This window comes from Actinosynnema sp. NPDC020468, from assembly GCF_040642015.1.
Taxonomy (GTDB): domain Bacteria; phylum Actinomycetota; class Actinomycetes; order Mycobacteriales; family Pseudonocardiaceae; genus Actinosynnema.
In genome coordinates this window covers 58,397-73,006 of sequence record NZ_JBFAEO010000017.1, presented here as the reverse complement: position 1 = coordinate 73,006, position 14,610 = coordinate 58,397, and the positions used below count along the sequence as shown (strand labels likewise).

The window sequence follows — 14,610 nt, the reverse complement described above, 5'->3', positions numbered from 1 at the left end:
GCGGGCCGGGACGCGATCGTGATCGGGCCGCCGTCGGGTCGGCGCGGCGCGTCGCACCCCCACGGGGTGCGGGCCGGAGATCGATCGAGGAGGACGACCGCGGTGGAAAGCGCATTGTCCGTCGGCCAGCAGGCTCTGTGGCTGCTGCACCGGATGGCGCCGGAGAGCGCGGCCTACAACATGGCGTGGTCGATGCGCGTCCTGGGCCCACTGGACCCGAACACCCTCGCCCGCGCGATCACCGAGGTCGCCGCCCGCCACGACCTGCTCCGCTCCCGCTTCACCGAGTCCGACGGCACCCCGCGCCGAGTGGTGGACGCCGCCGCCGCCCCACGCCTCGTGGTCCGCGACGCCGCCGGGTCGAGCACCCAGCCGGCCACCCCTGGGCCCCAGGCCCCGGCGGTCACCCAATCCTCCGCCCCGGCGGTCGCTCAGCCGTCCATCCCGGCGGTTACTCGGCCCTCCACGGCAGCGGCCACCCAATCCTTGACTCCGGCAGCCGCGCCGTCTCACCTCGAAGGATCGTTCAACAATCCTCTGATTGGACAATCCTCATCCAGTGTTGCCGCAGGTGAGCCCTCCGTGCCTCGCGCGGGTGATCGTGGGAATGAAGGATTGTTCGACAATCCGCTCGTTGAACAATCTGACGATCAGTCGCGCGAGTGTCGTGATGGCGGCCCGTCGGCGGTCGGGGGCGGTGCGGTCGATCCCTCGGCGCTGGCTCGGGCCGAGGTGGCGGTGCCGTTCCGGCTGGAGCACGAGGGGCCGGTGCGGGTGGTGCTGGTGCGGGTGGGGGTGGACGACGCCGTCCTGGTGTTCGTGGTGCACCACATCGCGATGGACTTCGGGTCGCTCGTCCGGGTGGTGCGCGAGGTGTTGGACGCCTACCGGGGCGAGCTGACCGAGAAGGAGTCCGGGCACACCTACGCCGACTTCGTGGCGGCGGAGCGCGGGTTCCTCGACTCGGACCGGGGACGGGACGCGGCCGAGTACTGGCGGACGGCGTTGGTGGGAGCGCCCACCAGCCTCGAGCTGCCGTTCGACCGACCCCGCCCCGCCCGCCCGCGGTTCCGGGGAGCCGTGCACGCCTTCCAACTCCCGCCGGACGTCGTCACGACCCTGGGTCCCACCGCGCGAGCCCTCAAGGTCACCCCGGTGCGGCACCTCATCGGGGTGTTCCAGGCGTTGCTGCACCGGCACTCCGCGCAACGCGAGTTCCTGCTGGGCTGCGACGCGCAGTCCGCCCTCTCCCTCTCCCACCGCGGCGTCGTCGGCTACTTCACCAACCGCCTCCTGCTCCGCGCCCGCTGCGTCCCCGGCGTGACCTTCCGCGACCTGGCCCGCGCGGTCGGCGAGCAGCTGAGCGCCGCGACCGCCCACGGCGACTACCCGTTCGCCCTGCTGCGGCACGCGCTGGGCCTGTCCGCGCCCTCCGACGCCACCCCGCTGGCCACGGTCGCCGTCAGCATGATCTCGGTCGACCCGTCGGACCCCCTGCTCGCCCTCGCCACCCGCGAGGACGGCCACGAGGTCGACCACGCGGGCCTGCGCCTGGTCGGCGTGGACGTGCCGCAGCAGGCCGGCCAGTTCGACCTGACCCTGGAGGTGATCCGCAGCCGCGCGGACGTGCACTGCGCCCTCAAGTACGACACCGACCTGTTCGACCGCACCACGGCCGAACGCCTCGGCGACCACTACGTGCGCCTGCTCCGGGCGGCGGCGACCGACCCCGATCGGCCGGTGGCCGCCGTGCCCCTGATGGACGAGACCGAACGCGCCCGGCTGCTCGCCTTCGCGACCGGCGGGCCGGCCCGAGGAGAACGCTCATGACGGACGAAATCGACGGCGCGCCCCGGTACCGCGTCGTGGTCAACGACGAGGGCCAGCACAGCGTCTGGCCGGTCGAGCGGGACGTGCCCGCCGGGTGGCACCCGGTCGGCGAACCGGCGTCCAAACAGGACTGCCTGTCCTGGATCGGTCTCATGTGGACGGACATCACGCCGCTGAGCGTCCGCCGCCGGCTCGACCGGGAGTCCGCGTGACGCGCCTGCTGCCCGACCTGTTCGCCGACGTCGTCGCCCGCACCCCGGACGCCGTCGCGGTCGTCGACGACCACAAATCCCTGACCTACCAAGAGCTCGACGTCGCCTCGGGGCGCGTCGCGGCCGGGTTGCTGGCCGCGGGCCACGGCCCCGGCACGGTGGTGGGCGTGCGGATGCGCCGCGCCGTCGACCTGCCCGTCGCGCTGTGGGGCATCTGGAAGGCGGGCGCGGCGTACGTGCCGCTGGACCCGGACCACCCAGAGGAGCGCGTCGCCCGGATCAAGGCCGAGTCCGGCTGCGTCGAGGTGCTGACCTCCGAGCTGGTGGCCCGGTTCGTCGCCGGGCACGAGCCGGTGCCCGCGGTACCGGTGGTCGCCGACAGCCTCGCCTACGTCCTCTACACCTCCGGTTCCACGGGCCGTCCCAAGGGCGCGATGCTCAGCCACGGCAACGTGACCAACCGCGTTCTGACCACGGTGGCCGACCGCGACCTCGGTCCCGAGGACCGCTGGCTCCAGAAGAGCGCGCTGCCCTTCGACGCCTCCGTCACCGAACTCTTCTCGCCACCGGTCAGCGGCGGCGTGCTGATCATGGCGCCGGACGGCGCGGAACGCGACGCCCGCACCATGCTCGAGGCGGTGATCCGGCACCGGGCCACGGTGTTGCAGACCGTGCCGTCGGTGCTGCGCCTGCTGGTCGCCGAACCGCTGCTGCGCGAGTGCACGACGCTGCGCTGGATGTCCACCGGCGGCGAGCTGCTGCACGCCGAGCTGTGCCACCGGGTGTGGGACCTGCTCCCGGACGTCGTGCTCTGGAACACCTACGGCCCGACGGAGTGCTGCGTCGACCAGACCCAGCTGCTGTGCGACCCGGCGCTGACGACGGGACCGGTGCCGATCGGCCGGCCGCTCGACGGGTGCCACATCCTGGTGGTGGACGAGTTCGGCGAGCTGGTACCGCTGGGCGTGCCGGGTGAGCTGTGCGTCGGCGGCGTCCAGGTCGGCTGGGGTTACGGGGCCCACTCCGCGCTGACCGCCGAGAAGTACGTGCCGAACCCCTACGGGGAGCCGGGTTCGCGGATGTACCGCACCGGCGACCGGGTGCGCTGGCGCGACGACGGCGTGCTGGAGTGGCTCGGCAGGCTGGACGGGCAGATCAAGGTCAACGGCGTCCGGATCGAACCGGCCGAGGTGGAGACCGCGCTGCTCGGGCACCCCGAGGTCAAGGCGGGCGCGGTGGTCGCGGTGCCGTCGGGCGAGGACAAGCGGTTGGTGGCGTTCGTCGTCACCCGCACCGAGGTCGCGCCCGGCGAGCTGAGGTCGTTCCTGCGGGACCGGCTGCCCGACTACCTGGTGCCGACGCTGTTCGTGCCGCTGGACGACCTGCCGGTCACCCTGGGCGGAAAGCCGGACCGGTCGGCGCTGCGCGCGCTGGACCTCTCCGAGCACACCGCGACGCACGGCTGGCTCGCGCCCGCGACCCCCGAGGAGCGGACCGTCGCGCGAGTGTGGGCGGACCTGCTCGACGTGGCCGACGTCGGCGCGGAGGACGACTTCTTCCAGCGCGGCGGCCACTCCCTGCTGATCACCCGGCTCGCCGAGCGGCTGCGCGCGGCCACCGGGCGCGACGTCGGGCTGCGCGACCTGTTCTCCGCCACCACGGTCCGCGCCCAGGCCGCGCTCGTGGCCGCCGCGGCGCCGATGGCCTCCGCGCCCGAGCGGCCGGCGGCCCGACCGGACCGGCTGCCGCTGTCCCACGGCCAGCAACGCCTGTGGTTCCTGGAACAACTGCGCCGGGGCGACCAGGAGTACGTGGTGCCGGTGTTCCTCACGGTACCCGCCGACGTGCACACCGACACCGTGCGGAAGGCGCTGGACGCGCTGGCCGAGCGGCACGAGGTGCTGCGCACCCGCTACCCGTCGCACGATTCCGAGCCGTACCAAGAGATCGACGCGCCGGCGCCGGTCGGATTCCGCGCCGTGGAACAACACCCGGACCACGCGGTCGAGGTGTTCGCGGGCGAGATCGCGCGCGGGTTCGACCTGGAGCACGGCCCGGTGTGGCGGGCGCTGCTGGTCCGCCGCCCGGGCGAGGCCGGTCGACTGCTGATCACGTTGCACCACATCGCGTGCGACGGCCGGTCGGTGGTCGTGCTGTCCGACGAGTTCCGCCGGCTGTGCGCGGGGGAGGAGCTGCCCGCGCCGTCCGGCCAGTACGCGGACCACGCGCTGCGCCAACGCGGCGCCCGGACCGAGGTGCTCGACGCGCAGTCCGCGCACTGGCGCGAAGAACTGGCCGGTGTGCCCGCGCTGGAGCTGCCCACCGACCGACCCCGCGCGACCGAACGGGATTCGCGCGGCGCGGCGCTCGACTTCACCCTCACGCCCGCCGAGGCCGAGGCGCTGGTGGCGTTCGGCCGGGCGCACGGCGCGACCCCGTTCATGACCCTGCTGACCGTGTTCGACGTGCTGCTGGCCCGCTACAGCGGTTCCTGGGACTTCGCCGTGGGCACCCCGGTGTCCGGCCGCGACCGGGACGCCGACGACGTGGTCGGCTTCTTCCTCAACTCGCTGCCGCTGCGCAACCGCGTCCGTCCACATCGGACGTTCACCGAGGCGTTGGCGGACACCAGGGCCGCGTGCGCGGCGGCGTTCGGCAACGCCGACATCGCCTTCGAGCGGCTGGTGGAGGAGCTCGGCACGGACCGCGACCTGTCCCGCACCCCGGTGTTCCAGGTGATCTTCGACCTGCACGAGGGCGGCGTGGCCGCGACCAACGCCGAGTCCGACGCGCTGCTGGGCGAGATCTGGCGCACCGCCAAGACCGACCTGACGCTGATCGCGCGCCGGCACCCCGACGGCGGCGTCCAGGGCATCCTGGAGTACGCCACCGCGCTGTTCGACGAGGGCACGATCCGCAGGCTGGGCGCGAACTTCGCGACCTTGGCCGCGGCACTGGTGGCCGCACCGGACGTGCCGGTCGCCGCGGTGGCGCTGGTCGCGCCCGACGAACTGGACCTGTTGGTGCGCCGGTGGAACGACACCGCCGACGCCCTGCCCGCCGCGCCTGTGCACCGGATGATCAGCGAGTGGGCGGCCGAGGTGCCGGGCGCGACCGCGCTCGTCTCGGCCGGAATGCCGACCACCTTCGAGGAGCTGGAGGTGCGGGCCAACAAGTTCGCGCACGTGCTGCTCGCGGCGGGCGCGGGACCGGAGACCGTGGTCGGCGTGCTGCTGGAACGCGGTGTCGACCTGGTGGCGTGCCTGCTCGGCGTGTGGAAGGCGGGCGCCGCGTACGTGCCGCTGGACCCGTCGTTCCCGGCGGACCGGGTGGAACTCGTGCTGGCCGACTCGGCGGCGGCCGTCGTGGTCACCGACTCGACGCTGGAGCGCTCGGTCGGCGGGTTCGCCGGCCGCCGGCTCGTGGTCGACCGTGACGCCGCCGAGATCGCCCGCGCCTCGTTCCTGCCGCCCGACGTCGAGGACGACCTCGACCGGTTGGCCTACGTGATCTACACCTCCGGCTCGACCGGTCGGCCGAAGGGCGTGGCGGCGCACCACCTCGGGCTCGCCAACTATCTGCTGTGGACGATCGAGGCCTACGCGTCCCGGGGCGCGGGCGGCGCGCCGCTGTTCTCCTCGCTCGCGTTCGACCTCGCGCTGCCGAACCTGTTCACCCCGCTGCTCACCGGCCAGCCGGTGCACCTGCTCGACCACGACCTGGACCTGGCGAAGCTGGGCCGGGCGCTGGTCGAGGCCGCGCCGTTCTCGTTCATCAAGGCCGCGCCCGCGCAGCTGGAACTCGTGCTGCATCAACTGGAGGGCGAGCCGCCGACCCCGCTGGCCGCCGTGGTGAGCGCGGCGGGCGACTGGGTGCCGGCGTCGTTGGCGCAGCGCTGGCGTACCGCGACGGGACAGCCGGACACCCGGTTCACCGGCGAGTACGGGCCGACCGAGATCACCGTGGGCAACTCGCTGTTCGACGCGGACACCCCCTGGGAGGGCGAGTACCTGTCCATCGGCACGCCCATCCCGAACACCACCATGCTCGTGCTGGACGAGTTCCTGCGGCCCGCGCCGATCGGCGTGGTCGGCGAGATCCACGTGGGCGGCGTCGGCGTGGCGCGCGGCTACACCGGAAACCCCGTGCTGACCGCGGAGAAGTTCGTGCCCGACCCGTTCGGGCCGCCGGGTTCCCGGCTCTACCGCACCGGCGACCTCGGCCGCGTCACGGCCACCGGCGACGTCGAGTTCCGCGGCCGCGCCGACAACCAGGTCAAGATCCGGGGCTTCCGGGTCGAGCTGGGCGAGGTCGAGGCCGCGCTGCTCGCGCACCCCGAGGTGCGGGAAGCCGTGCTGGTGCACGACACCGCGGCCGGCCGGCTGATCGGCTACCACGTCGGCGACCCGGACCCGGCGCAGCTGAGGGCGTTCCTCGCGGCCCGGATGCCCGCGCACCAGGTGCCCGACGCGCTGGTGCCGCTGGACGCGTTCCCGTTGACCGCCAACGGGAAGGTGGACCGCAAGGCGCTGCCCGACCCCGGAACCCCGGCAGAGGCGCAGGTCGAGGACGCGGTGACGCCGCTCCAGGAGCAGCTGCTGGCGATCTGGTCGCGGGTGCTGGGCGAGCAGGTCCGGCCGCACGACAACTTCTTCGCGCTGGGCGGGCACTCGCTCGTCGCCGCCAAGCTGGCCTCGCTGATCCGCCGCGAACTCGGCTACGACATCGGCGTGCGCGCGCTGTTCGACCGACCGACCGTCGCGGGTTTGGCGGCCCTCATCGAGGACGCCGAGCGACCACCGGGCGAACCCACCACGACCACCGGTCCGATCGAAGGGCGACTGGCATGACCACGCACCACACCGGAACGTCCGCCGAACCGGGCGCGATCACGCCCGCCGACCGCACCCGACCGCTGCCGCTGTCGTTCGGCCAGCGCCAGTTGTGGTTCCTCAACCGGCTGGCGCCCGACAGCGCGGAGTACCTGGTGCCGCTGGTGCTGCGGCTGCGCGGTCCGCTCGACGTGGCGGCACTGCGCCGCGCGTGGACCACGATCGTCGCCCGGCACGAGATCCTGCGCACCCGGCACGAGCTGGTCGGCGACCAGCCGGTGCAGGTGGTCGACCCGGCGGGCGCGCCCAGCTGGGAGGTCGTGGACCTGGCCGACGTGCCGGCCGACGACCGGGAGGCCGCCGCGCGGGACCGGGCCGACACCGAGTCGCGGACGCCGTTCGACCTGGAGCACGACCACCCGCTGCGGATCACCCTGATCCGGGTGCACGACGAGGAGCACCTGCTGGTCGCGGTGTTCCACCACGTCGCGTCCGACCAGGTGTCCCAGCAGATCCTGCTGGGCGAGCTGGGCGCGTGCTACCACGCGCACCTGCTGGACCTGCCCGTGCCGCTGCCCGAGCCCGCCGTGCAGTACGCGGACTTCGCGGCGTGGCAGCAGGACTGGTTCTCGCCCGAGCGGGTCGAGCCGGACCTGCGGTACTGGCGGGAGAAGCTCGCGAACCCGCCGCGACTCGAGCTGCCGACCGACCGGCCCCGACCCGCCGTGCGCGGCTGGGCCGGCGCGGCGGTGGAGGCCGTGGTGCCCGCGGCGACCGCGAAGGCGTTGCGGGACCTGGCGATCTCGCGCAACGCGACGTCGTTCATGCTGCTGCTGACCGCGTTCCAGTGCTACCTCGCCCGGATCACCGGTCAGGACGACATCACCGTCGGCACCGTGGTCTCCGGCCGCACCGACCCCGGCCTGGCCGGCACGCTCGGCTACCTGATCGACAACCTGGTGCTGCGGGCCTCCGTCGACGCCGACCAGTCCTTTGTGGACTTCCTGGTGGCGAACCGGGGTACCGTGCTGGACGCGTTCGACCACCGGGACGTGCCGTTCGCCCGGCTGGTGGACGACCTCCAGCCCGAGCGCGACCTGTCGATCACGCCGCTGTTCCAGGCCGCCTTCACCACCCACGAGCTGCCGCCCGGCCCGGCCGAGGTCGCCGGGGTGCGCATCGAGCACGTCGAGCAGTCCTGGCAGGTCGCCAAGGTCGACCTCGCGCTGCGGGTCGCCGACCTCGCGGACGGCTCGCTCGGCACCGTGTTCGAGTACGCGACCGTCCTGTTCGACCGGGCCACGGTCGAGCGGATGGCGGGCCACTTCACCCGGTTCCTCACCGCGATCGCGGCCGACCCGGGAACCTCGGTGGGAGCGCTGGACTTCCTCTCGGCCGAGGAACGCTCCCTGCTGCTCGGTCGTTCGGACCACCCGGTGCCGACGCCGGACCGGGCGCTGCACGAGCTGTTCGCCGACCACGTCGTCGGCACGCCCGACGCGACCGCCGTGGTGGCGGGCGAGGACCGGCTGAGCTACGCGGAGTTGGACGGCCGGGCCAACCGGCTCGCGCACCACCTGCGCTCGCTGGGCGTCGACCGCGGCGACCTGGTCGGCGTGAGCCTGGACCGCGACGGCGACCTGGTGCCCGCGCTGCTGGGCGTGACCAAGTCCGGCGCGGCCTACCTGCCGCTGGACCCGGCGTACCCGGCCGACCGGCTCGGCTTCATGATCGCCGACGCCCGGGTGCGGGTGGTCGTCACCACCTCGCGGCACCTGGAGGCGGTGCGGGCCGTCCACAGTGGACAGGTCGTGCTGCTGGACGACGACGCGCTCACCGCGCACCCGGCGACCGTGCCGGAGGTGGCGTCGGAGCCGGGCGACCTGGCGTACGTCATCTACACCTCGGGGTCGACCGGTCGGCCCAAGGGCGTGCGCGTCACGCACGCCAACGTGGCACGGCTGTTCACCGCGTCGGACCGGCACCTCGGGTTCGGGCCGCACGACACCTGGTCGCTGTTCCACTCCTACTCGTTCGACGTCTCGGTGTGGGAGCTGTGGGGCGCGCTGCTGCACGGCGGCACGCTGGTCGTGGTGCCGTTCGCGGTGTCCCGCTCGCCGGAGGACTTCCTGGCGCTGCTGGTGGACAACGGCGTGACGGTGCTGTCCCAGACCCCGTCGGCGTTCCGCGGCCTGGTGGCGCTGGCGAACGACGAGCGGTGGGACCACTCCGCGCTGCGCGCCGTGGTGTTCGCGGGCGAGAAGCTCGAACCCGTCGACCTCGCGCCGTGGGTCGCGCGGTTCGGCCTGGACCGGCCCGAGCTGGTCAACATGTACGGCATCACCGAAACCACCGTGCACTCGACGTTCCACCGGCTCACCGCCGACGACCTGCTGCCGGGCGCGCCCAACCGGGTCGGCTTCCCGTTGGACGACCTCACGATCCGGCTGCTGGACCGCGCCGGCCGGTTGGTGCCGCTCGGCGTCACCGGCGAGATCCACGTGGGCGGACCGGGTGTCACCGCGGGCTACCTGGACCGGCCGGAGCTGACCGCGCAGCGGTTCGTGCCCGACCCGTTCGGGCCGGCGGACGCCGTGGTCTACCGCAGCGGCGACCTGGCGCGCCGGCTGCCCGACGGGAGCCTGGAGTTCCTCGGCCGGTCGGACCGGCAGGTCAAGCTGCGCGGGTTCCGCATCGAGCTGGGCGAGATCACCGCGGCGCTGACCGCGGTGCCGGGCGTGCGCGAGGCGGTCGTGGTGCTGCGCGAGGACCGGCCCGGCGACAAGCGGCTGGTCGCCTACCTGGTGGGGGAGCAGGTCCCGGACCCGGCCGCGCTGCGGGAGGCGCTGGGCGCGACGCTGCCCGAACACATGGTGCCCGCCGCGTTCGTCGGCGTGGCCGCGATCCCGTTGACCCCCAACGGGAAGCTGGACGAGCGCGCGCTGCCCGCGCCGGACGAGACCGCGATGCGCGGCCAGGCCGAGGTCGTCGCACCGCGCACGCCCACCGAGGCCAGGCTGGCGGCGGTGTTCCGCGACGTGCTGGAGGTCGGCGCGGTCGGCGTGCACGACGGGTTCTTCGACCTGGGCGGCGACTCGATCCGCGCGGTGTCGCTGGTCGGGTCGCTGCGGGTCGGCGGGTTCGACGTGTCGGTGCGGGACGTGTTCGAGCACCGCACGGTCGCGAGGCTCGCCGAGTTCGTGGACGGGCTGGTCGGCGACACGCCGGACGTCGCGCCGGTGGAGCGGTTCGCGCTGATCTCGGAGGACGACCGGGCTGCGCTGCCCGCCGACGTGGTCGACGCCTACCCGATGACCCGGTTGCAGGTCGTGATGCTGGTGGAGATGCTGGCCAGCAACGACGACGCGACGTCGTACGAGAAGGCGGGCAACCACTACCACAACGTGAGTTCCTTCAAGGTCAAGGACTCCGCCGGGTTCGACCCCGACGCGCTGTTCGGCGCGGCCGCGGAACTGGTGCGCAACCACGAGATCCTGCGCACCTCGCTGCACCTCGAGGGCTTCTCGACGCCGATGCAGCTGGTGCGCGAGCACGCCGTGCTGGAGACCGGGCACCGTGACCTGCGCGGGTTGAGCCGGGCGGAGGCCGAGGCGTCGATCCGCGAGTGGACCGTGGACGAGCGGCGGCGGTCGTTCGACCTGGGTCGGCCCTCGCTGCTGCGCTACTTCGCGCACGTGGTGGACGACGGCTGGTGGGTGTCGATCACCGAGTGCCACCCTATCCTGGAGGGGTGGAGCTTCCACACCCTGCTGATGCGCCTGCTGACCGCGTACTTCGAGTTGCAGGCGGGCAAGCCGGTGTCGATGCCACCGCCGCCCACCACCGTCCGGTTCGCCGACGCGGTGGCCGCCGAGCTGACCGCGCTGGAGTCCACTTCGGACCGCGAGTACTGGCGGGACCTGGTGCGCGGCACGCCGAAGCTCGAGCTTCCGGCGACGTGGGCGTCCGACGAACCCGTCGAGCGGTACCGGCTCGCGGCGTCGATCACCGACCTGATGACCCCGTTGCGCGACGTGGCGCGGCGCGCGGACGTGCCGCTCAAGGCCGTGACGCACGCGGCGTACCTCAGCGTGCTGGCGATGCTGACCGACGAGGAGCGGTTCACCGCGGGCATCGTCTGCGACACCAGGCCCGAGCTGCTGGGCGCCGACCGGGTCGCGGGCCTGTACCTCAACACCGTGCCGTTCACGTTCGACCGCGAGGCGTCGACGTGGCGCGAGCTCGTGAAGCGGACGTTCGCCGGGCACGTGGAGATGTGGCCGCACCGCCGGTTCCCGCTGCACGAGATGCACCGCGAGGTCGGCGCGACGACCCGGCTGGTCGACACGTTCTTCATCTACCTGGACTTCCACGTGGTCGACGCGGACATGGTCGAGCACGACACGGTGATGGACGACAGCCCCAACGAGTTCGACCTGACGATCACCAACATGCGCGACGCGTTGTTGTTGGACACCAACACCGGCGTGCTGAGCCGGGCCAACGGCGAGCGGCTGCTCGGGTTGTACCGGGCCGTGCTGGAGGCCATGGTCGCCGACCTCGACGGCGACGCGCACGCCACGTTCCTGGCGCCCGCCGAGCGGGAACTCCTGCTGCACGGGTGGAATCGCACCGACGCGCCGCTGCCGTCGGTCGGCGTGGTGGAGCAGGTCCGCGCGGTGGCCCGGCGCACGCCCGACGCGATCGCCGTGGTGGACGACCGGGAGGCGCTCACCTACCGCGAGCTGGTCGGCCGGGCGAGCGCGGTGTCCGCGCGGCTGGACCTGCCCGTCGGGTCGGTGGTCCCGGTGCTGGCCGACGCGGGCGCGGGTTTCGTCACGGCCGTGTTGGGCGTGCTGGGCGCGGGTTGCGCCTACATCCCGTTGGACACCGACGCGCCGGCGGCCCGGATCGGCGGGATGCTCGCCGACAGCGGGGCTTCCGTCGTCCTCGTCGCGCCCGAGTACCTCGGGCTGCTGACCGCGGCGACCGCCGACCGGCCCGTCACCGCGATCGTGCTGGACGACGCGGCGCACGCCGAGAACGAGTGGGTGCCGCCGCTGGGTGACGAGCAGGACCTGGCGTACGTGATCTACACGTCCGGTTCGACCGGGGCGCCCAAGGGCGCGATGGTGCACCGGCGCGGCATGGCGAACCACCTGCTGGCCAAGGTCGAGGACCTGGAGCTGACCGACGCGGACTCGGTGGTGCAGAACGCGCCGCTGACGTTCGACGTGTCGGTGTGGCAGATGCTCGCGCCGCTGATCGTCGGCGGTCGGGTGCGCGCGGTCACGCGGGTGACCGCCGCCGATCCGAGCGCGCTGTTCTCCTTGGTGGACAAGGAGGATGTGGCGATCCTGGAGGTCGTGCCGTCGTTGCTGCGCGCGGCGCTGGACGACTGGGACGCGGGCGCGCCGCTGCCGGACCTGACCGGGTTGCGCCGGCTCGTGGTGACCGGCGAGGCGTTGCCGCCCAGTTTGTGCGTGCGGTGGTTCGCCCGGTTCCCCGGCGTGCCGATGGTGAACGCCTACGGGCCCACCGAGTGCTCCGACGACGTGACGCACGCGTTCCTCGCCGCGGACACGCCGTTCGACCGGCCGCTGACCCCGATCGGCCGGCCGATCCGCAACACCCGGCTGTACGTGCTCGGGCCCCGTCGGCACCCGGTGCCGATCGGAATTCCGGGCGAGCTGTACGTGGGCGGCGCCGGTGTCGGGCGCGGGTACCTCAACGATCCGGCGACGACCGCGCGGGCGTTCGTGGACGACCCGTTCGAACCCGGCCTGCTCTACCGCACCGGCGACCGCGTGCGGTACCGGGCGGACGGGCAGTTGGAGTTCCTGGGGCGGCGGGACAACCAGGTCAAGATCCGCGGTCGGCGGGTCGAGCTGGGCGAGGTCGAGGCGGCGCTGCTGGCGGTGCCCGGTGTGCGGGACGCGGCCGCGGCGATCCACGCCGATCGGCTCGTCGGGTACCTGGTCGGCTCGGTCGGGCCGGAGGCGGTGCGGTCCGCGTTGGCGGTGGCGCTGCCCGAGCACCTGGTGCCGACCGCGCTGGTGCCGCTGGCCGAACTTCCGTTGACGCCCAACGGGAAGGTGGACCGCAAGGCGCTGCCCGCGCCCGGTCGGGCGGCGTTGGCCGGTGGGGTGCTGGTGCCGGCGCGGACGCCCGAGGAGGTCGCGCTGGCCGAGGTGTGGCGGACCGTGCTGAAGCTGGACGACGTGGGTGTCGAGGACGACTTCTTCGCGGTCGGCGGTGACTCGATCCGGACGTTGACGCTGGTGTCGGCGATGCGGGTGGCCGGGTTCCCGTTCACCGTGCGGGACGTGTTCGAGCACCGGACGATCGCCCGGCTCGCCGGCGCCGGTACGTCCACTGTGGATGGTCGGTCGCTGGTGTGGCTGAACCCCGGTGGTGGTCGGGACGCGGTGTACTGCGCGCACCCGCAGGGTGGCGGGGTGCACTGGTTCGTCGGCCTGGCCGACGCGATCGGCGCGGACCGGCCCGTGGGCGCGTTCGAGGCGCCGGACGAGGTGGGGCGCGGTCCGGTGGACCTGGCCGCGCTCGCCGCCCGGTACCTGGCGGAGATCACCGGGTCCGGGCCGCTGCACCTGGTGAGCTGGTCGTCCGGGGCGACGCTGGCGTGGGAGATGGCGCGGCAGCTGGAGGACGCGGGTCGGCCGGCGTCGAGCCTGGTGCTGATCGACCCCACGGGCGATCCGACGGGCGCGCCGCAGGTGGCGACCCGGGACGTGCTGTCGGACCGCATCGCCGCGGTGCTCGCGACCGGGGTGTCGGTGGACGACCCCGAGCTGCGGGAGTTGTTGGCGGAGGCGGGTGTGCGTGAAGTGGTGCTCGACCGGGACGCGCTGGTGACCCAGATCGACCGGATGCGCGAGCTGGCGGCGGCGATGTCGGCGTACCGGTACCCGGTGGGCACGACGCCGGTGCACCTGGTGATCAGCGATGAGTGCGCGGTCGACCACCCGGTGCGGCGCGGGTTCGGGTACGAGCGGTACCTGGAGCGGTGGCGCGAGCTGGCGGCGGGCGGCGTGACGGTGCACCGCGTCGAGGGCGACCACCACGGCGTGCTGGCCGCGCCGGACACGGTGGCCCTGCTGGACGGCCTGGGCGTGCCGCGGGGTGACCGATGATCGCGGGGCGTCCGCCGACCACGACGCGACGGGTGTTCGCACCGCGGTCGAGTGACGCGTCCCGATCGGTCGCTGAGTCGGGCACGCAGGATCGGCTGGCGGGTGCCGGATCGCCATGGGTGTCGCACGCGGCATCGCCGGGAGAATCCGCAGCCGCGTTCTGCCCCGGCTGGTCGGCTTCGGGTGAGCGGCAACGGGCATTGCGTCGGGTGTTCGCGGCGCAGTCGGCCGATGCGTGGGCATCGCCCGCCGATGCCAGTGCGCCGGACCCCGCGCCGCGACCCCGGCCGACCCGGCGACCGGCATCGCGCTGGTGGCCGAGTCCGCGCCGACCATCAGGTGCTGGGGCGTGCCCGACCACTCGTGGCGATGAGCCGGACAGTGCGCGGGACTTGGTGCTGCCGGGTGCTTCGGCGGCCGCCTGGCGCGGTGGTCGGGTTCGCCGGTCGGCTGGTTCGGGTGTGCTGCCGTGCGGGTTGCGGCGGGTGTTCGCACTGCGGTCGTGCGCCGCGCAGGCATCGCCCGGCGCGCGGTCCGGGGTCTCGTCGGCGTGGTCCGGTGAGTGGGACGTGCGGCCGGCCG

The 14,610-nt window shown here is 73.5% G+C and carries 4 protein-coding genes; all 4 read left to right on the top strand.

Translation table 11 applies throughout. From position 1 onward, the window contains the following. Positions 1-153: 153 nt before the first annotated feature. The 4 genes from AB0G50_RS14765 to AB0G50_RS14750 are packed head-to-tail and all read left to right on the top strand — an operon-like array spanning position 154 to position 14,028. Positions 154-1,830, top strand: coding sequence for a condensation domain-containing protein (locus AB0G50_RS14765; protein WP_360107610.1), 1,677 nt, complete (start codon positions 154-156; stop codon positions 1,828-1,830). Beyond that, the gene (locus tag AB0G50_RS14760) at positions 1,827-2,042 is read left to right on the top strand and encodes an MbtH family protein (protein WP_360107432.1); all 216 of its coding nucleotides are present in this window, start codon (positions 1,827-1,829) and stop codon (positions 2,040-2,042) included. Before AB0G50_RS14765 ends, AB0G50_RS14760 begins: the two co-directional genes overlap by 4 nt. Then, positions 2,039-6,892, top strand: coding sequence for an amino acid adenylation domain-containing protein (locus tag AB0G50_RS14755; protein ID WP_360107429.1), 4,854 nt, complete (start codon positions 2,039-2,041; stop codon positions 6,890-6,892). Before AB0G50_RS14760 ends, AB0G50_RS14755 begins: the two co-directional genes overlap by 4 nt. Then, the gene (locus AB0G50_RS14750; RefSeq protein ID WP_360107426.1) at positions 6,889-14,028 is read left to right on the top strand and encodes an amino acid adenylation domain-containing protein; all 7,140 of its coding nucleotides are present in this window, start codon (positions 6,889-6,891) and stop codon (positions 14,026-14,028) included. Before AB0G50_RS14755 ends, AB0G50_RS14750 begins: the two co-directional genes overlap by 4 nt. Positions 14,029-14,610: the final 582 nt, after the last annotated feature.